This window comes from Actinomadura opuntiae, from assembly GCF_030283205.1.
In the GTDB taxonomy this organism is placed as follows: Bacteria; Actinomycetota; Actinomycetes; order Streptosporangiales; family Streptosporangiaceae; genus Spirillospora.
Genome location: NZ_JASNWF010000008.1, coordinates 171550 through 192699, shown reverse-complemented (window position 1 = coordinate 192699; position 21150 = coordinate 171550). Strand labels below are relative to the sequence as shown.

Annotated in this window: 21 protein-coding genes; 8 read left to right on the top strand and 13 right to left on the bottom strand. The window is 73.9% G+C overall.

Annotated elements, in window-relative coordinates:
- Window positions 1-4 precede the first annotated feature (4 nt).
- From QP089_RS19085 to QP089_RS19070, 4 genes are read right to left on the bottom strand one after another with little or no spacing between them, the layout of a single operon-like run.
- A complete protein-coding gene (locus QP089_RS19085) occupies window positions 5-949 on the bottom strand; it encodes an alpha/beta hydrolase (protein WP_285913013.1) in 945 nt (314 codons plus the stop codon).
- Window positions 946-2616, bottom strand: coding sequence for a thiolase C-terminal domain-containing protein (locus QP089_RS19080; RefSeq protein WP_285913012.1), 1671 nt, complete (start codon window positions 2614-2616; stop codon window positions 946-948). Before QP089_RS19080 ends, QP089_RS19085 begins: the two co-directional genes overlap by 4 nt.
- Before the next feature lie 41 nt (window positions 2617-2657).
- Window positions 2658-2849 carry a ferredoxin gene (locus tag QP089_RS19075; RefSeq protein WP_285913011.1) on the bottom strand — a complete coding sequence of 64 codons (192 nt, stop codon included), beginning with the start codon at window positions 2847-2849 and terminating at the stop codon, window positions 2658-2660.
- A 34-nt stretch (window positions 2850-2883) separates the two neighbouring features.
- Entirely contained in the window at window positions 2884-3744 is an 861-nt protein-coding gene (locus tag QP089_RS19070) for a mycofactocin-coupled SDR family oxidoreductase (RefSeq protein ID WP_285913010.1), read from the bottom strand.
- A 293-nt stretch (window positions 3745-4037) separates the two neighbouring features.
- Between QP089_RS19070 and QP089_RS19065 the strand changes: the two genes are divergently transcribed.
- Entirely contained in the window at window positions 4038-5243 is a 1206-nt protein-coding gene (locus QP089_RS19065; RefSeq protein ID WP_285913009.1) for a CaiB/BaiF CoA transferase family protein, read from the top strand.
- Window positions 5244-5285: 42 nt separating this feature from the next.
- On the opposite strand, the gene QP089_RS19060 is transcribed toward QP089_RS19065, so the two are convergent.
- Window positions 5286-6017, bottom strand: coding sequence for an alpha/beta hydrolase fold domain-containing protein (locus tag QP089_RS19060; RefSeq protein ID WP_285913008.1), 732 nt, complete (start codon window positions 6015-6017; stop codon window positions 5286-5288).
- Complete coding sequence (locus QP089_RS19055) at window positions 6007-6726, bottom strand: enoyl-CoA hydratase/isomerase family protein (protein WP_285913007.1); 720 nt, start codon at window positions 6724-6726, stop codon at window positions 6007-6009. The genes QP089_RS19060 and QP089_RS19055 overlap by 11 nt, the downstream gene beginning before the upstream one ends.
- A 216-nt stretch (window positions 6727-6942) precedes the next feature.
- Between QP089_RS19055 and QP089_RS19050 the strand changes: the two genes are divergently transcribed.
- The 7 genes from QP089_RS19050 (at window position 6943) to QP089_RS19020 (ending at window position 15292) form a co-directional block, all read left to right on the top strand.
- Window positions 6943-8481 (top strand): AMP-binding protein, encoded by a 1539-nt coding sequence (locus tag QP089_RS19050; protein WP_285913006.1) that lies wholly within the window; start codon window positions 6943-6945, stop codon window positions 8479-8481.
- 36 nt (window positions 8482-8517) lie between these two features.
- Window positions 8518-9696, top strand: a complete 1179-nt coding sequence (locus QP089_RS19045; protein ID WP_285913004.1) for an amidohydrolase family protein — start codon at window positions 8518-8520, stop codon at window positions 9694-9696.
- A 24-nt stretch (window positions 9697-9720) separates the two neighbouring features.
- Entirely contained in the window at window positions 9721-11301 is a 1581-nt protein-coding gene (locus QP089_RS19040; protein ID WP_285913003.1) for a methylmalonyl-CoA mutase family protein, read from the top strand.
- The gene (locus QP089_RS19035; RefSeq protein ID WP_285913002.1) at window positions 11301-11705 is read left to right on the top strand and encodes a cobalamin B12-binding domain-containing protein; all 405 of its coding nucleotides are present in this window, start codon (window positions 11301-11303) and stop codon (window positions 11703-11705) included. The genes QP089_RS19040 and QP089_RS19035 overlap by 1 nt, the downstream gene beginning before the upstream one ends.
- 187 nt (window positions 11706-11892) lie before the next feature.
- Complete coding sequence (locus QP089_RS19030; protein ID WP_285913001.1) at window positions 11893-12849, top strand: TIGR03564 family F420-dependent LLM class oxidoreductase; 957 nt, start codon at window positions 11893-11895, stop codon at window positions 12847-12849.
- Complete coding sequence (locus tag QP089_RS19025; RefSeq protein ID WP_285913000.1) at window positions 12846-13889, top strand: CaiB/BaiF CoA transferase family protein; 1044 nt, start codon at window positions 12846-12848, stop codon at window positions 13887-13889. The genes QP089_RS19030 and QP089_RS19025 overlap by 4 nt, the downstream gene beginning before the upstream one ends.
- A complete protein-coding gene (locus QP089_RS19020; RefSeq protein ID WP_285912999.1) occupies window positions 13886-15292 on the top strand; it encodes a class I adenylate-forming enzyme family protein in 1407 nt (468 codons plus the stop codon). Before QP089_RS19025 ends, QP089_RS19020 begins: the two co-directional genes overlap by 4 nt.
- Before the next feature lie 21 nt (window positions 15293-15313).
- On the opposite strand, the gene QP089_RS19015 is transcribed toward QP089_RS19020, so the two are convergent.
- The 7 genes from QP089_RS19015 to QP089_RS18985 all read right to left on the bottom strand — a co-directional run bounded on the left by QP089_RS19015 (window position 15314) and on the right by QP089_RS18985 (window position 21146).
- Window positions 15314-16186 (bottom strand): SDR family NAD(P)-dependent oxidoreductase, encoded by an 873-nt coding sequence (locus QP089_RS19015; protein ID WP_285912998.1) that lies wholly within the window; start codon window positions 16184-16186, stop codon window positions 15314-15316.
- Window positions 16187-16190: 4 nt separating this feature from the next.
- The gene (locus QP089_RS19010; protein ID WP_285913257.1) at window positions 16191-17102 is read right to left on the bottom strand and encodes a TIGR03619 family F420-dependent LLM class oxidoreductase; all 912 of its coding nucleotides are present in this window, start codon (window positions 17100-17102) and stop codon (window positions 16191-16193) included.
- A gap of 7 nt (window positions 17103-17109) precedes the next feature.
- Entirely contained in the window at window positions 17110-17964 is an 855-nt protein-coding gene (locus QP089_RS19005) for an NAD(P)-dependent oxidoreductase (protein WP_285912997.1), read from the bottom strand.
- A complete protein-coding gene (locus tag QP089_RS19000; RefSeq protein ID WP_285912996.1) occupies window positions 17961-18356 on the bottom strand; it encodes a carboxymuconolactone decarboxylase family protein in 396 nt (131 codons plus the stop codon). The genes QP089_RS19005 and QP089_RS19000 overlap by 4 nt, the downstream gene beginning before the upstream one ends.
- Before the next feature lie 91 nt (window positions 18357-18447).
- Window positions 18448-19428: a ferredoxin--NADP reductase gene (locus tag QP089_RS18995; protein WP_285912995.1), complete on the bottom strand. Its 981-nt coding sequence runs from the start codon at window positions 19426-19428 to the stop codon at window positions 18448-18450.
- Between the two features lie 210 nt (window positions 19429-19638).
- Entirely contained in the window at window positions 19639-20382 is a 744-nt protein-coding gene (locus QP089_RS18990; protein WP_285912994.1) for an SDR family NAD(P)-dependent oxidoreductase, read from the bottom strand.
- Window positions 20379-21146 carry an SDR family NAD(P)-dependent oxidoreductase gene (locus QP089_RS18985; protein WP_285912993.1) on the bottom strand — a complete coding sequence of 256 codons (768 nt, stop codon included), beginning with the start codon at window positions 21144-21146 and terminating at the stop codon, window positions 20379-20381. The genes QP089_RS18990 and QP089_RS18985 overlap by 4 nt, the downstream gene beginning before the upstream one ends.
- Between the last annotated feature and the right edge of the window lie 4 nt (window positions 21147-21150).

The following is a 21150-nucleotide window of genomic DNA, read 5'->3' as shown; positions in this document are numbered from 1 at the left end:
CGGTTCAGCTTGGCGTCTCCTCGCGCGGCACGGGGGCCCGCTGCGAAGGCCGCTCGCGATCCGCTCGCTCGCGCGCCAGGACGCACTCCTCCGCGAAGGCCAGGACCCGCAGGTGGTACGCCCTCGCCGACAGGCCCAGGCTCAGGTTGTGCCCGCCGCCCGCCTGCTCCTCGCCCGCGACGCGCGGCGCGGCAGTGAACATGGCCGTGACGTCGGCCAGGCCGGCGGGACCGGACCGCCACACGCCCTCGTGCTCGGCGAGGGTGTAGTGCACCGGAACGCGCACCCGGGCGGCGACCGCCGGGAAGTCGTGCGGCCAGCTCCGCGCGACGCCGCCCTCGTGCGGGGGACCGGGCACCAGGACGCCCGCCTCGCTCGCGATGCGCTCGGGGTACAGGGCGTCGCCGCCCCACACCAGGTCGCGGACCGCGCCCGCCCGGGACGCCGGCGAGGCGCCGTCCCGGAACCGGCCCGTCAGGATCCGCGCGGCGGACGGCCGGTAGTGCCGCCCGGTCCCGGAGATCTCCAGCCCGAGCAGGTCGCGGCCGCGCTCGTCGGCCGCCATCCGGACGGCCAGCTCGCAGCCCAGCGAGTGCCCCACCAGGACGACGCCCGCGCCGCGCGGGCGCGACGCCAGCAACCGGTCCACCGCCGCGTACGCCAGGTCGACGCGCTCCCCGGCCGTCGCCATCCGGTCCGCGCGGGCCGCCGACGCGCCGTAGCCCGGACGGTCCAGGGCGAGGACGGTGAAGCCGAGCGCCGCCCCGGTCCGCACCAGGGACAGCCGCGGCCGGTTCGGCGCGTCGAAGTACACCGAGGTCGTCGCGCCGCCGTGCAGCGCCACGACCACGGCGCGGGGCCGGGGGGCCTCCGCCAGCAGCGCCGACATCGCGACGCCGCCGACGTCGGCGACCAGGCGGGACGGTGCGGGACCGGCGGCGGCCGTCACGCGTCCGACCGCAGCAGGATGGCTCCGCTCGGCGTGAGGCCGCCGCTGCTCACCACCGCGACGCGGGCGTCCGGCACCTGCCGTTCCCCGGCCTCGCCGCGCAGCTGCACGACGGCCTCGTGGACGAGGCCCATGCCGTGGGTGCGTCCGTGCGAGAGCTGCCCGCCGTGGGTGTTGAGCGGCAGCAGGCCGTCGCGGGCGATGTTCTTGCCGCCGTCGAGGAAGTCCTTGGCCTCGCCGATGCCGCAGAAGCCCAGCGCCTCGATCCACGACAGGCAGTTGATGGTGAAGCCGTCGTAGAGCAGCGCCACGTCGACGTCGGAGGGCCGCAGCGACGTGCGGGTCCACAGGTGCGCGGCCTGCCCGAGGACCTGCGGTTCGTGGGTCAGGGTGCTCTGGTCCCACTCCAGCCGCTCGACGATCTGCGTCCCGACGGCCTCCACGCGAACCGGCGGCTTGGGCAGGTCGCGGGCGGCGTCGGCCGCCGACACGATGACCGCGATCGCGCCGTCGCAGGGCACGTCGCAGTCGTAGAGCCCGAACGGCGTGGTGATCGGGCGGGCGCCGAGGTAGTCGTCCATCGTCATCGGGTCGCGGTAGATCGCCGCCGGGTTCAGCGCGGCGTTCGCCCGCTGGTTCAGCGCGATCCAGCCGAGCGTCTCGCGGGTCGTCCCGTACCGGGCGAAGTGCCGCTGGGCGTTCTGCGCGAGCGTGTGCGCCGCCGAGACCGCACCGAAGGGGTGCATCCAGGCCGAGCCGCCGGAGACCCGCCCGCCGCTAGGCGGGGCGAGTTTCCCCTGCCGCATCAGTTCGGTGTGCGTGGCCTCCCAGAGCGTGCGGAAGCACAGCACGTGCCGGGCCAGGCCGCCCGCGACCGCGAGCATCGCCGCGATCAGGGAGCCGCCGGGGCCGAAGGTCTCCGCGCCGCCGTTGTACCAGGTCGGCCGGATGCCCAGCGCCGACTCCAGCGCGGTGATCCCGCCCTCGGCGAACCCGCCGAAGGCCCCGGCCCCCGGATAGGTCGCCAGGCCGTCGATGTCGTCGAGGGTGAGGCCGGCGTCCGCGACGGCCCGCTCGCACGCCGCCACGGTCAGCGACAGCGGCGGGACCATCAGGCGGCGCCCGATCTCCGAGGCGCCGATGCCGGTGATCGCGGCACGGTCCTCGAACTTGTCCGCCGCGACCATCGGCCGGACGTGCCGCCCGATCCGCTCGGGCTCCACCGCGTCCCGCGGCGGCGCGGCCGGCTCGCCCTGCTCCGCCGCCGGGCGGAACAGCGGCAGCCACACGTCCTCGGCCTGCTCGAAGACGACCTCCATCCGCATGCCGAGCTCGAGGTCGGCGGGATCGCACTCGACGGCGTTGGTCGTCAGCCGGACGCGGGGGTCCTCCTCGATCGCCACCTGCGCCACGACGTAGGGCGGCGGCAGCCCGGGCAGCGCGAACCGGTGGTTGACGGTGAAGCCGATGAGCGTGGCGGCGCCCGAGACCGCCCGCACCCGCAGCCGGGTGCCCCGGCAGTACCGGCACACCGGCTGCGGCGGATGGATCAGCGCCTCGCACGCCTCGCACTGCTGGAAGCGCAGCCGGCCGTCCGCCCCGGACGTCCAGAAGAAGGCGTTCTCATCGGTGATCGACGGCAGGGGGCGGCCCGACGGTCCGGCCACACGGCCTCCTAGTCATCCTCGCTGTGCTGGGAACGGGCCGGTCAGGACACCGAGATCGCGCGCTCCGGGCACGACCGGACGGCCTCCAGGACCTTCCCCTCCTGGTCGGCCGGGACCTCCTCGCTGACCGGCGAGGAGTGGCCGTCGACGTCGTCGAGCTCGAAGACGTCGGGCGCCCGCATGGCGCAGAGCGTGTGCCCCTGGCAGCGCTCCGAGTCCACCTGTACCTTCACGATGTCTCCTCCTTTGAGGGCTCTGGCCTTGGGCTCAGACCTTGTAGTCGTGCCACTTGAGGTAGCCGCCGGCGTCGACCCGCATCTGCATGCCCGTGACGTAGCGGGACTCGTCCGACGCCAGGAACAGGACCATGTCGCTGATGTCGCGCGGCTCGACGTAGGGGACGGGCATCGCCTGCTGCACGCTGAACGCCGGCTCGGCGTCCGCGCGGGTCGGATGCTCCAGGTCCGGCCGGAACGACCTGTACATCGGCTCGCTCTGCAGCATGTCGGTGTTGCAGTTGGTGGGGTGCACGACGTTGGCCCGGATCCGCAGCGGCGCGACGTTCCTCGCCAGCTCGTGGATGTACTGCGAGAGCGCCTTCTTGGCGTACATGTAGGCGTGCCCGCCGGGGTCCTTGCCCGGCTCGTCGATGGTGCCGACGATCATCAGCGCGGCGGTCGACCCGGTCGCGATGATGGAGCCGCCCTCGGGCAGGTGCGGCAGCGCCGCCTGGACCGCGTTGATCGTCCCCACGAGGTTGGTGTCGACGACGTCGCTCCACGCCTGCAGCGGCGGCTGCCCCTTCATCCCGGCCACCCCGGCCTGCGCGACGACGATGTCGAGCCGGCCGAGCTCGGCGATGCCGCGTTCCACCGCCTCGCGCAGCTGCGCGGCCTCGCGCACGTCGGCCTGCACCGGCACGATCCGCCGGCCCAGCTCCTCGACGAGCCGGACGGTCTCCTTCAGGTCGTCCGGCCGGGCGAGGGGGTAGCCGACCGTCCCGTAGTCCTGGCAGAGGTCGACCGCGATGATGTCGGCGCCCTCCTCCGCCAGCCGCACCGCGTGGCTGCGGCCCTGGCCCCGGGCCGCGCCGGTGATGAACGCGACCTTTCCCGCAACACGTCCCATCGAGTGTCCTTCCGGTCTGGAGCCGCTCGGCCCGCCCGCTCCGGGTCGCAGGTCCAGAGAACCTTCGTTCCGGATATGAGAACATTACTCTCATACGCGGCCCGCCCGGAAGACCCGCGGCCGCCGTTCGCCTGCGCCGTCCCCGAATGATGAGTTGATTCTCCGTATTTGAGAATGTAACTTCCAGCCAGACGTGCCTTACGTGGCGGCGCGCCGCCGGGCACCGTGCGCACGACGGACGCCGCGGGGTTGGAGGAGCTCATGGAGACCGGATTCGTCGCGGCGGTGGCCGCGTGAGGCCGCTGGAGGGGATCCGCGTCCTGGAGGTCGCGATGTACGGGTTCGTCCCCTCGGCGGGCGCCGTGCTGGCCGACTGGGGCGCCGACGTGGTCAAGGTGGAGCACGCGGTCACCGGCGACCCGCAGCGCGGGCTGCGGCAGATCGGCACGATCCGCGTCGAGGGCGACCCCAACCCCAACATCGAGCACGCCAACCGCGGCAAGCGCTCCCTCGGGCTCGACCTGACCGTGGCCGAGGGCCGGGAGGTCCTCGACGGGCTGATCCGCCGCTCGGACGTGTTCCTGACCAGCTTCCTCCCCGGCGCGCGCACCAAGTTCGGGATCGACGTCGACGACGTCCGCGCCGTCAACCCGGCGATCGTCTACGCGCGGGGCAGCGCGCTCGGGCCGCGCGGCCGGGAGGCCGGCAAGGGCGGCTACGACATGACGGCCTTCTGGGCGCGCGGCGGCACCGCCGCCAGCCTCACGCCCGCCGGGACGGAGGGGATGATCAGCCCGCCCGGCCCCGCCTACGGCGACACGATCTCCGGCACGAACCTGGCCGGCGGGATCGCGGCGGCGCTGTTCCGGCGCGAGCGCACCGGCGAGCCGTCGGTCGTCGACGTGTCGCTGTTCGGCAGCGGCCTGTGGGCCATGGGGCACGGGATCGCGCTGTCGCTGCACGCCGGCGAGCCGCTGGTGCCGCCGCCGGCGGGCGCGCACGGCTCGCCGACCAACCCGCTGTCCGGCCTCTACGCCACGTCCGATGGCCGCCATCTGGCGTTCGTCATGCTGCAGCCCGGCAAGTTCTGGCCGGACGTGTGCCGCCACATCGGGCGGCCGGAGCTGGCCGACGACCCGCGCTTCGCGGACGCCGAGCGGATCGCCGCCAACACCGCGCAGGCCGTGGACATCCTCCGCGAGGCCATCGCCGCCCGGACCCTGGCGGAGTGGACCGACCGGTTCGCCACCCTCGCCGGGCCGTGGGCGCCGGTGCAGGACTCGCTGCAGGCCGGCAACGACCCGCAGGCCCGCGCCAACGGCTACGTCGTCCGGGCCGGCGACCTGGACCTGGTCGCCAGCCCCGTGCAGTTCGACGTCGCCGAGCCCGAGCTCGGCCCGGCGCCCGAGTTCGCCGCGCAGACCGAGGAGATCCTCACCGAACTCGGGCTGGACTGGGACCGCATCATCGCCCTCAAGGCTGCGGGCGCCGTCACCTGAACCCCATCCGCGGCGCGTGGCCGGCCCGGCCGGAGTCTGACGTCAGCGGGAGGGAACGGGCGAACCGTTCGCGCGCGACCACTCGGCGGCGAAGCCGGCGATGGCCGTGACGGTCTCGGGACGCAGCAGCGACCGGTCCTGCAGGACGCGAAGGTCCACGGTGACGCCGGAACGGGCGGCGCGGGCGGCGAACGCCAGCGAGTCGTCCAGCAGCGGATCCGGCCCGGCCGCCAGGAGCTTGACGGGCGGCAGCCCGTGCAGGTTGCCGTACAGGGGACTGAGCAGCGGGTCGGCCGGGTCCGCTCCGGCGGCGTAGCGCTCGACGCGCCGCCGCAGCCGGGCGATGTCGAACGCGGGATCGGCGCTCGCGTTGAGCCGCAGGCTCGGCGCCTCCAGCGTCAGGTCGAGCAGCGCCGACACCAGCACCGCGCACTGCGGCGGCTCGGCGCCGAGGTCGCGCAGCCGCAGCAGCAGCGCCGCGGCCAGCCCGGCGCCGAGCCGCTCGCCCGCGACCACCGTCGGCCCCGACGCCCGGCAGTGGTCGTAGGCCGCGCCGACGTCGTCCAGCGCGGTGGCGAACGACGCCCCGTACCGGCCGCAGACGACGGTGGACGCCGTCCGGACCGCGAGGTGCCCGGCCAGGTCGAGGACCGGCTCCGGCGTCGCGTGCGGGTCGCCGTCGCCGGCCAGGTACAGGACGGTCGTCTCGGCGGGGCGAGCCGGACGCACGATGAGCCCCACCGGGCTCTCGGTCAGCCACACGTCATCGCGCACGGTTCATCGCCCTCTCCGCCGCCTCCCAGTGCTCGTCCGCCACCCACAGCCGGGCGAAGGCGCGGGCGGCCTCGTCCGCCGTCGGCCCGCCCGCGACGACGCGCTTGATCTCCCGCGCCGCGCCGGTGGCGAGCGAGGCGGCCAGCGACCGCCAGCCCTCCTCGAAGCAGGAGCGCGGCAGCACCAGGTCCACCAGCCCGAGCCGCTCGGCCTCCGCCGCGCCGAGCACGGTGCCCGCGCCCGCGAGCAGCAGCGCCCGGCCCCGGCCGACGAGCGCCGCGAGCCGCTCCGCACCGCCCCACGCCGGCATGATCGCCAGCGTCGACTGGGTGAAGCCGATCCTGATGTCATCGGCGGCCACCCGGATGTCGGCGGCCACCGCCACCTCGGCGCCGCCGCCCAGCGCGTGCCCGTTCAGCGCGGCGATCACCGGGGCGGGGAAGGCCGCGATCCGGTCGCAGACGCCGCGCATCCGCAGGGCCATCGCGACCGCCTCGTCCTCGGTGCGGATGGCGGCGAGCTCCTTCAGGTCGCCGCCCGAGACGAACGCCCGGTCGCCGCCGCCGCGGACCACCAGCGCGTCGGCGCCCTCCGCCGCGTCGAGGGCCTTGTCCAGCTGGTCCATGGTGGCCGGGGCGATGGCGTTGCGGGCCTGCGGGCGGTCGATGGTGATGACCGCCACCCCCCGCTCCAGCTCGAGATCGACCATGCGGGCCTCTCCAGATGACGAGAGATTGACATTCTCATTTACGGAAATAGCGTATTCGCCCGTCACCGCGCAGGCAACCCTCCGGCAGGCCGGACGACCGCCGGGGCTGGGTGATCGCTGCCGGCCGCGCCAACTCAGAGATGACTGTTCTCTGCGATGAGAACGTGATATCCACAGGGCGGCGGCGGTCCGCACCGGCGAATGGGAGCCATCACCATGCGAACGATCCCCGACGCACTGGTCGAGCGATATGAGGCGGAGGGGTGGTGGACCCACGAGGCCCTCGGGGAGATGCTGGCGCGCGGGCTCGGCCGCGCGCCAGGCGCGGTGTTCCGGGTGCACTCGGCGGTGCGGCCGTGGTCCGGCACGTTCCGCGACGTGGAGTTGGTAGCCCGCCGGCTCGCCGCCGGGCTCCGAGCCCGCGGGGTGCGGCCCGGCGACGTGGTGGCGTTCCAGCTGCCGAACTGGATGGAGGCGGCGGCGGTCTTCTGGGCGTCGGCCTTCCTCGGCGCGACCGTCGTGCCGATCGTCCACTTCTACGGCCGCAAGGAGGTCGGCTACATCCTGAAGGCCGTCCGGCCGAAGGTGTTCGTCGGCGCCGAGCGGTTCGGCCGCCTGGAGTTCCAGCCCGACGTGTGCGCGGACGTGCCGGTCGTCGGCGTCGTCGGCCGCGACTTCGACGACCTGCTCGCCGACGACCCGCTGCCCGGCACGGCCGCCGTGGACCCGGCGGGCCCCGCGGTGATCGCGTTCACCTCCGGCACGACCCGCGACCCGAAGGGGGTCGTGCACAGCCACCGGACGCTCGGGTTCGAGACCCGCCAGCTCTCCGAGCGCTACCCGCCCGACGTCGCCCGGCAGATCATCTCCGCCCCGGTGGGCCACTTCATCGGCATGGTCTCGGCGTACCTGATTCCGGTGCTGAGCGGCGCGGCGGTGAACATCGCCGACGTCTGGGACCCGGCGCGGGTGCTGGCGCTGATGAAGAGCGACGGCCTCACCGTGTGCGGCGGCGTCCCGTACTACATGACGAGCCTGCTCGACCATCCCGACTTCACTGCCGAGCACCTGCCGCACATGCGGTTCGCGGGCCTCGGCGGGGCTGCCGTCCCGGTTGCGGTCACCACCCGGCTCCAGGACCTTGGCATCACGGTGTTCCGGTCCTACGGCAGCACCGAGCACCCGTCCATCACGGGCTCGCACTACACGGACCCCGCGGCCAAGCGCCTGCACACCGACGGCGCGGCGCTGCCGGGGGTGGAGATCCGCCTCGGCGAGGACGGGGAGATCCTCAGCCGGGGGCCGGACCTGTGCGTCGGCTACACCGATCCGGAGCTGACCGCCCGCGCCTTCGACGAGGACGGCTGGTACCGGACGGGCGACATCGGCGTGCTCGACGAGGACGGTTACCTGACGATCACCGACCGCAAGTCCGACGTCATCATCCGGGGCGGGGAGAACATCGGCGCGCTGGAGGTCGAGGAGGCGCTGCTCGGCATGCCGGGCGTGGCCGAGGCGGCGGTGGTGTCGGCGCCCGACGCCCGGCTCGGCGAGCACGCCGCGGCGGTGCTGCGGCCGCGGCCGGGCGGGCCGGCGCCGACGATCGGGGCGATGCGCGCCCACCTGGAGCGGGTGGGGCTGGCCCGGCAGAAGTGGCCGGAGGAGCTGCACGTCGTGGACGACTTCCCGCGCACCGCGAGCGGCAAGGTCCAGAAGTTCCGGCTCCGCCGGGACATTGCGGTACGCGCTGAGTGAGAATACTATTCTCAATATCGACTAAGGAGGATATCGATGCCGTCGCGCGCGCTGCCGTATCCGCTGTTCGACGCGGACAACCACCTCTACGAGACCCAGGAGGCGCTCACCCGCCACCTGCCGAAGCGGTACGCCGGGGCCATCCAGTACGTCCAGGTGAACGGCCGTACGAAGATCGCCATCCGCGGCCAGATCAGCGAGTACATCCCGAACCCGACCTTCGACGTCGTCGCCCGCCCGGGCGCGATGGAGGACTACTTCCGGCACGGCAACCCCGAGGGCAAGAGCAAGCGGGAGATCTTCGGCGAGCCGATGCGCGCCGTCCCCGCCTTCCGCGAGCCCGGGCCGCGCCTGGAGCTGATGGACGAGCTCGGCATCCAGCGCACGCTGATGTTCCCGACCCTCGCCAGCCTCATCGAGGAGCGGATGCGCGACGACCCCGAGCTCATCCACGTGGTCGTCCACTCCCTCAACCAGTGGCTGGACGAGACCTGGTCCTTCAACTACAAGGACCGCATCTTCACCACCCCCGTCATCAGCCTGCCCATCGTCGAGAAGGCGATCGAGGAGCTCGACTGGTGCCTGGAGCGCGGCGCCAAGACCGTGCTGATCCGGCCCGCGCCCGTGCCCGGGTGGCGGGGGCCCCGCTCGTTCGCGCTGCCGGAGTTCGACCCGTTCTGGAAGCGGGTCGTCGACGAGGGCGTGCTGATCGGGATGCACTCCTCCGACAGCGGCTACAGCCGGTACGCCAACGACTGGGAGGGCCACGGCGCGGAGATGCTGCCGTTCAAGACCAACGCCTTCCGGATGCTGGCCGAGTGGCGGCCGGTCACCGACGCGGTCGGCTCGATGGCCTGCCACGGGCTGCTGGCCCGCTTCCCCGAGCTGAAGATCGCGGTCATCGAGAACGGCTCGTCCTGGCTGCCGCCGCTGCTGGACCAGCTCGCCGACGTGCGCAAGAAGGCGCCGGAGGCGTTCGACGAGGACCCGGTCGAGGCGGTCAAGCGCAACGTGCACGTCAGCCCGTTCTGGGAGGAGGACATGGCCGAGCTCGCCGACCTCATCGGGGTCGAGCGGGTGCTGTTCGGCTCCGACTACCCCCACCCCGAGGGCCTCGCCGACCCGGTCAGCTACGTCGACGCGCTCGGCACGATGAGCGAGGCCGACCAGGCCAAGATCATGGGCGGCAACCTGGCCCGCCTGATGTCGGTCTGACGCGTCCGCCGCGCCATGGCCGACATGAACGACGACGCCGTCCGGACCTCCTCCGGCCTCCCCCTCCGCCCCGTCTACGGGCCGCAGGACGTCCGCGGGGAACCGCCCGAACCCGGCCGGTACCCCTTCACCCGCGGGAACTACCCCTCCGGGTACCGGGGGAGGCTCTGGACGATCCGCCAGTACTCCGGGTTCGGTACCGCCGAGGAGTCCAACCGCCGGTACCGGTACCTGCTGGACCAGGGCGGCACCGGGCTGTCGGTCGCGCTGGACCTGCCGACCCAGTGCGGCCACGACTCCGACGACCCGGAGGTGACCGACGAGGTCGGCCGGGTGGGCGTCGCCATCGACACCCTCGCCGACGCCGAGGTGCTGTTCGCCGGCATCCCGCTCGACCGGATCAGCACCAGCTTCACCATCAACGGGACGGCGGCGATCCTGCTGGCGTTCTACGTCGCCGCCGCGGAGAAGGCGGGCGTGCCGCGCGCGAAGCTCACCGGGACGATCCAGAACGACATCCTCAAGGAGTACGCCTCGCGCGGCACGTGGATCTGGCCGCCGGAGCCGTCGCTGCGGCTGATCGCCGACACCATCGAGTTCTGTGCGGCGGAGGTGCCGAGGTTCAACGCGATCTCCGTCGCGGGCGCGCACTTCCGCGACGCCGGCGCCAACGCCGTCCAGGAGATGGCGTTCACGCTCGCCGACGGGGTGACCTACTGCGACACCGTCGTCGAGCGCGGCCGGATGACGATCGAGGAGTTCGCGCCGCAGGTGTCGTTCTTCTTCTACACCCACGGCGACTTCTTCGAGGAGATCGCCAAGTACCGGGCGGGACGGCGGCGGTGGGCGACGATCGTCCGCGAGCGGTACGGCGCGAGCACCGACAAGGCGTCGATGTTCCGGTTTGGCTGCGTGGCGGGCGGCGCGTCGCTGTACGCCCCGCAGGCGCGCAACAACGTGGTCCGGGTCGCCTACGAGGCGATGGCGTCGGTGCTGGGCGGCGTCCAGTCGATGTTCACTGCGGCGTGGGACGAGCCGTTCGCGCTGCCCAGCGAGGAGTCGGCGACGCTGGCGCTGCGCACCCAGCAGATCCTCGCGCACGAGACCGGCGTCGCCCGGGTCGCCGACCCGCTCGGCGGCTCCTACTTCGTCGAGGCGCTCACCGACGCCACCGAGGAGCGGATCGTCGAGATCATGGACGACCTCGACCGGCACGGCGGCATGGTCCGCGCGATCGAGGACGGCTACCTGCAGGGCCTCATCGCCGACGAGGCATACCGGATCCAGCGCGACCTCGAGTCGGGCGAGCGGCCCGTCGTCGGCGTCAACCGGTTCGCCTCCGCCGAGCCGGCGCCCGACATCGCCGGCTACGAACTGGACGCCGAGGGCCGGGAGCGGCAGCTCAAACGGCTGGCGCGGGTGAAGGCCGAACGCGACCCGGCGGCCGTCCGCGCCCGGCTCGCCGAGCTGTCCCGCGCCGCGGAGGGAGACGCCAACCTGATGGATCCGCTGATCGACTGCGCGGCCGCCTACTGCACGGTCGGCGAGATGGTGGCCGCGCTCAAGGCCGTCTGGGGCGAGTTCCAGCAGCCGGTGGTGTTCTGATGCCGACGCGCATACTGATCGCCAAGCCGGGGCTGGACGGGCACGACCGCGGCGCGAAGGTCGTCGCCCGCGCGCTGCGCGACGCCGGCTTCGAGGTCGTGTTCACCGGCATCCGCCAGCGCGTCGAGGACATCGTCGCGATCGCCCTCCAGGAGGACGTCGCCGTCGTCGGCCTGAGCATCCTGTCCGGTGCCCATCTCGCGCTGACCGGCCGCACCGTCGAGGCGCTGCGCGCCGCCGACGCCGGCGACATGACCGTCATCGTCGGCGGCACGATCCCCGCCGCCGACGTGCCCCGGCTCCGCGACGCGGGCGCCGCCGCGGTCTTCCCGACCGGCACCGCGCTGGACGACCTGGTCGCCGAGGTGCGCGCCCTGACGGCGGCGCCGCCGGCCACCACCTGACGGCCCCGGCCGGCGGCGCGCCGCGGCCGGCCGGGGCTACCGGACCCTCCGCGCCCGGCGCGGCGCGGAGGCGCACGCGGCCGGGCCGGCGCTCCCGGCCGCGTGCGCATCGACCTGATCCCGGCGAAGCCGGCCCCAATGGGGCGGCCTCCTCGGGCGGTACTGACCCAGCGAACTTGGAGGAGCCGTGCGGATCGGTGTGATGAGCGGGCCCGAGCGCGGGGACTCCGCGCGCAAGGCGAGCCGGATGGTCGAGGACGCCCGGTGGGCCGAGTCCGCCGGGCTGGACACCGTGTGGGTGCCCCAGGTCCCCACGGACTTCGACGCCCTGCTCGCGGTGGCCCTGATGGGGACGGCGACGGCCCGGATCGAGATCGGGACCGCGGTGGTGCCGCTGCAGGCGCAGCACCCGGTCGCGCTGGCCCGGCAGGCCCTGTCCGCGCAGGCGGCCACGGGCGGGCGGCTCGCGCTCGGCGTCGGGCCGTCGCACCACTGGATCGTCCGGGACATGCTCGGCCTGCCCTACGAGCGGCCCGCCGCGTACACCCGCGACTACCTCGACGTCCTCGACGCCGCGTTCGCCGGGCCCGGCCCGGTCGACGTGGAGAACAAGACGTTCACCGTGCACAACCCGCTGGGGCTCGGGCCGGTGGCGCCGCTGCCGGTCCTGGTCGCCGCGCTCGGGCCGGTGATGTTGAAGCTCGCGGGGGAGCGCGCCGACGGGACCGTGCTGTGGATGGCCGACGAGAAGGCCGTCGGGGAGCACGTCGTCCCGCGCATCACCAAGGCCGCCGAGGAGGCCGGACGCGGCGCGCCGCGCATCGTCGCCGGCGTCCCGGTGTGCCTGTGCAGGCCGTCGGAGGTCGGCGCGGCGCGCGAGCGCGCCAACCGCATCCTCGGCGAGGCCGAGATCTCCCCGAACTACCAGCGCCTGCTGCAGTACGGCGACGCCCGGGACGTCGGCGACATCTGCGCGGCGGGCGACGAGGCGGCCATCGCGGCGCGGCTGCGCCGGTTCGCCGACGCGGGCGTCACCGACCTGTCGGTGCGGCTGCTGCCGATCGGCGAGGGCAGGGACGAGCTGGTCGCCTCCAAGGAGCGGACCAAGGAGATGCTCGCGGGGCTCGCGGCGGAGCTGAGATGAGCGCCGGGCCGCTGGCGGGCGTCCGGGTGCTGGAGGTCGGCCACATCCTCGCCGGCCCCTACGCCACGATGCTGCTCGCCGACCTCGGCGCCGAGGTTACCAAGATCGAACCGCCGGGCGGCGACCTGTCGCGGCAGGTCGGCGACGCCTACTTCGCCAGCCTCAACCGGAACAAGCGCAGCGTCCGGCTGGACCTGGCCTCGGAGGCGGGCCGGGCGCGGCTCGGCGAACTGGTCGCCGACGCCCACGCCCTGCTGGTCAACCTCAAGCCCTCGGCGATCTACCGGCTGGGGCTCACCTACGACGCGCTGCGGCACCACAACGAGCGGATCGTCTGCGTCGCGCTCACCGGCTTCGGGCTGGACGCGGGCGACCACCCCGCGTTCGACTACGTCGTGCAGGCCGCCACCGGCGTCGCCTCGCTCACCGGCGACCCGGACGGGCCGCCGACGCTGCCCGGCTACTCCTCGGCCGACAACTCCGCCGGCCTCACCGCCGCGCTGGGGCTGCTCGCCCAGATCGTGTCCGGGCGCGGCGGGCAGGTGGAGGTGTCGTTGCGGGACGTGATGCTGTCCCAGCTCAACTACCGCGCGTCCGCCTACCTGAACGAGGGCGTCGAGCCGCGCCGCCTGCCGTTCGGCGCGCACTCCTACTACGTCCCGGCGCAGCTGTTCCCGACGGCGGACGGGCATCTCGCGCTGTTCATCACGCACGACCGCTTCTGGAAGGCGTTCTGCGCCGAGGCGGGCGTCGAGGGGTTCGCGACGATGGCCGAGCGCGTCGCGCGTCGCGAGGAGGTGCTCGCCGCCGTGACCGCCGTCCTGGCTACCGACACCGCCGCCGGCTGGGAGGCCCGGCTGCACCCGCTCGGCATCCCGGCGGCGGCCGTGCGGACGCTGCCGGAGGCGCTGACGGCCGCACCCGACACCATCGTGAAGGCCGGCGGATACCGGCTGGTCGGCAGCCCGATCCGGGTCGCCGGATACGAGCCCCGTTACACGCCACCGCCGCGTCTGGGGGAGCACGGAGACCTGACGTGAGCGAGCAGATCGCCCTCGTCTTCGAGGAGCATGCGTACACGGCCGCGCGGCTGGACGCGCTCGCCGCAGGTCTCGCCGGGACGCTGGCACGGCGGGGCGTGCGGGCCGGGGACCGCGTCGCGCTGATGGCCTCCAACCGGCCGGAGCTCGTCGTCGCCGTGCGGGCGGTCTGGCGGCTGGGCGCGGCGGTCGTGCTGTTCAGCCCGTCCTGGAAGCGCGGCGAGGTCGAGCACGCCCTGAGGATCACCGAGCCGGCGCACGCGGTGGGCGACCATCCGCTGCTGGCCGGGCTGATGCCGATGCTGCACCTGGACGAGGAGCCCGTCCGGCCGTCCGGCGCCGCCTTCCCCGATCCGCCGCCGGACGCCGACGCCCTCCTGGTGTTCAGCTCCGGCACGACCGGCCTGCCGAAGGCGGTCCGGCACACGCACGCCTCGTTCGGTGCCGCGGTCCGGAACTGGCGCGCGACGCTGGAGCTGACCGCGCGCGACCGGATCCAGATCGCCACGCCGCCCTCCCACATCCTCGGGCTGCTCAACATTGAGACGGCCCTGGAGACCGGTGCCTGGATGAGGCTGCACCGCCGCTACGACCTGGACCTGCTGCTAAGCACCATCGAGTCCGACCGGATCACCGTCGAGATGGCCGTCGCGCCGATCGCGCTGGCGATCGCCTCCCATCCGAAGCTGGAGGCGTTCGACCTGTCGTCGCTGCGCTACATCATGTGGGGCGCGACGCCGGTCACCCCGGAGATCGCCGAGACCGTCACCCGGCGGACCGGCGTCGGGTGGGTGCCCGCGTACGGGGCGAGCGAGCTTCCCGTCATCGCCTGCAACCCGGTCTCCGGCGCGCGGCTGGACAGCGTCGGACGGTCCGCGCCCGGCGTCGAGCTGCGGGTGGTGTCGCTGGAGACCGGCGCACCGGCCGGGCCGGGGGAGACCGGCGAGATCCAGGCGCGGTCGGACTCGCTGATGGCCGGCTACCTGCCCGCCGAGGCGACCGCGGCCGCCTTCGACGGCGGCTGGTACCGCACCGGGGACGTCGGGCACATCGACGCGGGCGGCTGGGTCCGGCTCACCGACCGCGCCAAGGAGATGATCAAGGTGCGCGGGTTCCAGGTCGCGCCCGCCGAGGTCGAGGCCGTGCTGCACGGCCACCCGCGCGTCGCCGACTGCGCGGTGTACGGGGTGCCGGACGGCGCGAACGGGGAGGCGGTCGTCGCGGCGGTCGCCGCGGACGGCCCGGTCGACCCCGGCGAGCTGAGCGCGCTGGTCGGCGACCGGCTGGCCTCCTACAAGCGGCCGCGCGAGGTCGTGCTCGTCGAGGAGATCCCGCGCCTGCCGTCCGGCAAGGTGCTGCGGCGGCTCCTCAAGGAACGCCACATGCGCGCGCCCGGCGGCTGAGCCCAGGCGCGCGAGGGCCGGTCAGCCGTGCCCGTCGCGCGCGGCCATGGCTTTGAGTACGGGCGCGGGGACGTGGTTCGCCCAGCCCGACCCCGGCCAGTTGAACCAGCCCGAGGACGCGTACGTGCCTCCGTCCGGGTGCAGGGTGCTCCCGGTGACGTACGCGGACAGCCCCGACGCGAGGAACACCACGCAGCCCGATATGTCGGTGACCCGGCCCACGCGTCCCATGGGGAAGGCGATGCGGACGCCGTCGGCACCGGCGAGGGCGTGGTCGCCGGTGGAGAGCTTCGCGAGGTTGTCGGTCGGGGCGTAGTCGGGAGCGACGTTGTTGACGCGGATGCCGTCGGGCGCGAGCTCGACCGCGAGCGTCCGGCCGAACTGCTCCACCGCCGCCTTCGCCGCCGAGTACACGGCGAAGCCGGGCGCCGCGCGGTGCGCCTCGATGGTCGTGATGTTGACGATGCTGCCGCCGCGCCCGCCCGCCCGCATCCGGTCGATGGCGAGCGAGCAGGCGTGCAGGACATGGGACAGGTTGGCGCGCAGCAGCGCGTCCCAACCCTTGGGGGCGGTGTCGGCGAAGGGCGCGCGGAACGTGCCGCCGACGACGTTGACGAGGGTGTCGAGGCGGCCCCAGCGCTCGTCCACGGCCGCGAAGAGCGCCGCCAGCGCCTCGGGGTCGCGGACGTCGCCGTGCCGGACGATCGCGTCGTGTCCCTGGTCGTCCAGCGAGCGGCGCAGGGCGTCAGCCGCGTCGGCGTCGATGTCGAGCACCGCCGGGCGGACGCCGTTGGCGGCGAGGTCGGTCGTGACGGCCTTCCCCAGCCCGCCCGCTCCGCCGGTGATGACGGCGACGGTGCCGTCCAGGCCGCCCCGCTCCTCGAACCAGCCCATGCCGCTACCGCCCGTCCTGGAGATAAGTCGCGCCGAAGGCTTCGAGGAACTCCAGCGTGGCCGGGAGCGAACCGGTGCGGCTCGACACCAGCACCCAGGTCACGCCCGCCTTCTCGATTTCGGCGAGTGCTTCGCGATGCCGGTCGGCTTCGGCGGCCGGAGTCTCGATTCCCGCGTCCTGGTAGGAGTGCAGGACGTCGATCCGGTCGGTGCGGCCTGCCGCGGCCGCCGCCTCCCGCAACTCGGCGATGGCCGCGGCGAGGTCGCCGAGCGAGCCGAGGGCGGGGGTGCGGGCGGTGGCGCTCAGCTGCGCGCCGCCGTTCATCGGCATCCAGCCCTGCGCGCGCTCGGCGGCGCGGCGGCGGCTCAGCTTGGAGTTGCCACCGATCCAGATCGGGATCGGGTCCTGGACGGGCCGGGGCCGCGCGATCACGTCCCGGGCGCTGAAGTGCCGGCCCTCGTAGCCGAACGGCTCGCCGCTCCAGTGCAGGGGAAGCACGTCGAGGGCCTCGTCGAACAGCGCGTTGCGCTCGTCCATGTCGACGCCGAGGGCGTGGAACTCGCTCTTCTGGTAGCCGGTGCCGAGGCCCAGGAGCAGGCGTCCGCCGGACAGCTTGTCGAGCGTCGCCGCCGCCTTGGCGAGCAGGAACGGGTTGCGGTAGGGCGCGACGGCCAGGTGGGTGAGCAGCCGCAGCCGTTCGGTCGCCGCGGCGGCGAAGGCGAGCGCGACGAACGGGTCCAGGGTCTGGTGCCCGCCCGCCGCGAGCCACCGGGCGCCGGGCACCGGGTGCTCGCTGAGGGACAGGCCGTCGAAACCGGCCCGTTCCGCCGCGGCCGCGACGTCGCGCAGCGGGCCGGCGTCCAGGACGTCGCCGTCGAGCCCGCTGGTCTCGGGGTAGTGGAAGATGAACCGCATCGTCACCTCACGGGTGCTGGACGAAGGGGAAGATCCGGGTGAAGTCGGCGCCGGGTTCGGCCTTGGCGAACCGCTCCCAGATCGACGCGGTGACCGCGCCGACCGTGGACGGGCCGCCCTGGTCGGCGACCGAGCGCAGGTAGAGCCGCACGTCCTTGCACATCAGCGAGTTGCTGAAGCCGGAGGCGTAGCGGCCGGTGAGCACGTGGTCGGGGAACTTGTCGCCGGTCGCGCCGCTGCGGCCGCTCGCGGTGTTCAGCACGGTGAGCATGGTGCCCATGTCGAGCCCGGCGGCCAGACCGAACGCGACGGCCTCGCTGGTGGCGGCGAGCGCGGTGGCCGACAGGAAGTTGTTGGCGAGCTTGAGCGCCTGCGCCAGCCCCGGCCGGTCACCGACGCGGTGGCGGCGGTCGCTGAGCCCGGTGAGCACCGACTCGACGCGGTCGCAGGCGTCGTCCGGCCCCGAGTACATCACCGTGAGGGTGCGGGCGCGGGCCCCCGCTACACCGCCCGAGACCGGGGCGTCGACGTAACCGATGCCGCGCGCGGCCAGCAGGCCGGCGACGTCCCGGGCGGCGGCGACGCCGATCGTGGAGGTGTCGACGACGTGGGTGACGCGGAGGACGGGCGCTTCGGCGATGCTCCGGGCCACCTGCTCGGAGGCGGCCCCGTCCGGCAGGCTGAACACCACGACGTCGGCCCTCTCGGCGACCTCCGCGACGTCCTCGGCGCGCGCGGCGCCCGCGGGGGAGCTGTCCGGACCCGCGACGTCGTACGTGACCACCGTCAGCCCGGCCCCGACCAGGTTGGACGCCAGCACGGCGCCCATGTTGCCGAGACCCACGAACCCGACGGCCGTCACCGTGCCGCTCCGTCGTCTTCCCGCGCCGCCCGGATCTGCTTGACGCTCCGCCTGGCCGCGACGCCCGCCGGTGCGCCGCAGTAGGCGGCGACCTGGAACAGCAGCTCGTCGACCTCCGCGTCGCTGACGCCCGCCCGGTGCGCGCCGCCCGCATGCAACCGGAACTCCTCCATCCGCCCGAGCGCGGCGGTCATCGCCATCACCAGCAGGCTCCGATCACGGGACGTCAGGGCGCCGTCCCGGGCCCACACGCCCCACGCCATCGCGGTGATGTAGTCCTGGAACTCGCCGGCCACCGAGCCCGGGTCGGCGGCCGTGCCGTCGACGTAGGCGTCGCCCAGCACCGCGCGGCGCACGGCGCGCGCGGCGCGCAGATCTTCGCTCTCGTCCATGGGTCCTCTCAAGGGGGCCGCACGTTCAGCGGCGCAGGAAAAGGCTGACGGTCTCCACTCGGGCGTACTCGTGTATCTGGGTTCCGCCGGCTCAGTCCTCGTAGACGACGGTGACGTGCTCGGTCATCGGCTCGCCCTGGCAGGTGAGCACCCAGCCCTCGGCGACCTCGTCGTCCTCCAGCGCGTTGTTGACGCGCATCTTGGCCTCGCCCTCGGTGACCTGGGCCATGCACGTGGCGCAGTTGCCCGCCTCGCAGGAGAACGGCGGGGTGAGGCCCGCCCTGCGCGCGCTCTGCAGCAGCGTCTCGCCCGCGCGCTGCGGGATGGTCTGCCGCTTTCCGGAGAGGACGATGGTGACCGTGCCCTCCTTTTCCGGGCCCGCCGGCTCGTCCTCCACCGCCGTGAACCGCTCGATGAAGATCCGGTCCTCGCCGACGCCGAGGGACAGCAGGGCCCGCTCGACCAGGTCCATGAAGGGGGCCGGGCCGCAGATGTAGAAGTCGGCGTCCTGGTCGGCGCCGGTGAAGCCGCGCACCCGGTCGGCGGTGACGAAGCCGCTCTCGGCGTCGAGGTGGTGCTCGATTTCGAAGCGCCCGGGGTGCCGGGCGGCCAGCTCCGCCAGCTCGTCGCGGAAGATGACCGAGTCCGCGTCCCGGTCGGCCGCCAGCACCCGGACCCGGCGGTCGGTGGTGGCGAGCGCGCTCTTGACGAGGGACGCGATCGGCGTGATCCCACTGCCGCCGCAGAACGCGACCAGCGGCGCGGAGGTCTCGCGCAGGCAGAACGCGCCGGCCGGGCGGGTGACCTCGACCAGGTCGCCGGGCGCGAGGTTGTCGAGCATCCAGTTGGAGACCAGCCCGCCGGGCACCCGCTTCACCGTCGTGCGCAGCTCGGCGTCGGTGTCCGGCGAGCTCGACATCGAGTAGCTGCGCAGGGCGCCGCAGGCCCGGAACGTCAGGAACTGGCCGGCCTGGTAGGGGAACGGGGCGTCCAGCGCGTACGTGCGCGCGTCGGCGGTCTCGTCGATGACCCGCGTGATCCGGACCGGGTGGAAGCCATGGTCGTGCGCCATATATGAAATCTAGCTTCTCAATCATAGAGAACGCAATTCTCGGACTCGGGCGGATCGCCGTGACGCACGCCTCGCGCTACCCCGACGTCGCCCGCCGCGCCTACGCGGCAGGGCACTTCCCGCGCAGTCCGCGAGGTCACCTGGGAGCACCACACGCGCGTCGCGGTGCGCCTGTTCCTGCGCGGCCTGCGGCCCGACTGACCGGGCGGGTCAGGGCAGGGCCTCCGAACGCTGGACGGTGCCGGTGATGCCGGCCGCGTCCTGGGCGGCGAGCAGCACCGCGGCCCGGCCCATGGCCTCCGGCGGCTCGACCATCTCCGCGGGGATCTCCCGTCCGCCGCCACCGGCCGTCCAGCCCTCGGTGAGCACGACGCGGGACGGCGCGAGGCAGTTCACCGCGATGTTGTCGGCCTTGAGGTCGGCGGCGAGCCCCAGGTAGAGCCGTTCGACCGCCGCCTTGGAGACCCAGTAGGCGTTGGCGCCCCGGTCCGTCATGGCGACGCCCGAGGTCGTCACTGCCACCAGCGAACCGCCTCCGCGCGCTCTGACGTGCGGGATGACGGCCCTGGTCACCAGGAACACGCCGGTGAGGTTGACGTCCAGGCACAGCTGCCAGCGCTTGAGCGGCGTCGACTCGACCGGGCCGAGCCAGAGGACCCCGGCGTTGGCGATCAGGATGTCGATGCCGCCGAACTCCGCGACGGTCGCGGCGACGGCCGCCTCGACCGAGTCCTCCCGGGTGACGTCGCACGGGACGGCCAGGGCGCGGCCGCCCGACTTGCCGATCCGCTCGGCGACCGAGTGGATCGTGCCGGGCAGCCGCCCCTCCTGCTCGGACCGGGCGGCGACGGCGACGGCGGCGCCCGCGTCGGCGAGCGCCACCGCCACCGCCCGCCCGATGCCGCGGCTCGCGCCGGCGACGAACGCGACCTTGCCCGCCAGCGGTCCGGTCACTTCGGCGGGAACCGCAGGGCCCCGTCGAGGCGGATGACCTCGCCGTTGAGGTAGTCGTTCTCGCAGATGTGCTGGACGAGCGCGGCGTACTCGGGGGACCGGCCCATCCGCTTGGGGTGCGGGACCTGCGGCCCCCAGTACGCCTCCAACTGGTCGCCCGCCTTGCCGTAGGCCGGGGTGAGGAACGTCCCCGGCGCGATGGTCACGACGCGGACGCCGAGCGGGGACAGGTCGCGGGCGGCGACGATGGTCATGCCGACGACCCCGCCTTTCGCGGCCGCGTAGGGGATCTGCCCGATCTGCCCCTCGTAGGCGGCGATCGACGCGGTGTTGACGATGACGCCCCTGGCCCCCTCCTCCGAGACGGGCTCCTGCTTCCCGATCGCGGCGGCGGCCAGGCGCATCACGTTGAAGACGCCGGTCAGGTACACCTCGATCGTCGTGCGGAAGCCGGCGAGGTCCAGCGGCGAGCCGTCCTTGCCGACGAGCCGGCCGCCGCTGGCCGGGCCGCCGTGGGCGTCCACGGAGATCCGCAGCGGCCCCGCCGCCTCGGCCTCCGCGATCGCCGCCAGCACGGAGTCCTCGTCGGTGGCGTCGGTGCGCGCGTAGCGGACGCCGAGCTCGTCCTCCAGCGCCTTGCCCTTGTCGTCGGCCAGGTCGGCGACGACGACCTTCGCGCCGGCCGCGTGCAGGCGGCGGACGGTGGCCTCGCCGAGCCCGCCGGCGCCGCCGACGACGATCGCGGAGCTGCCCTCGATCTGCATTCCG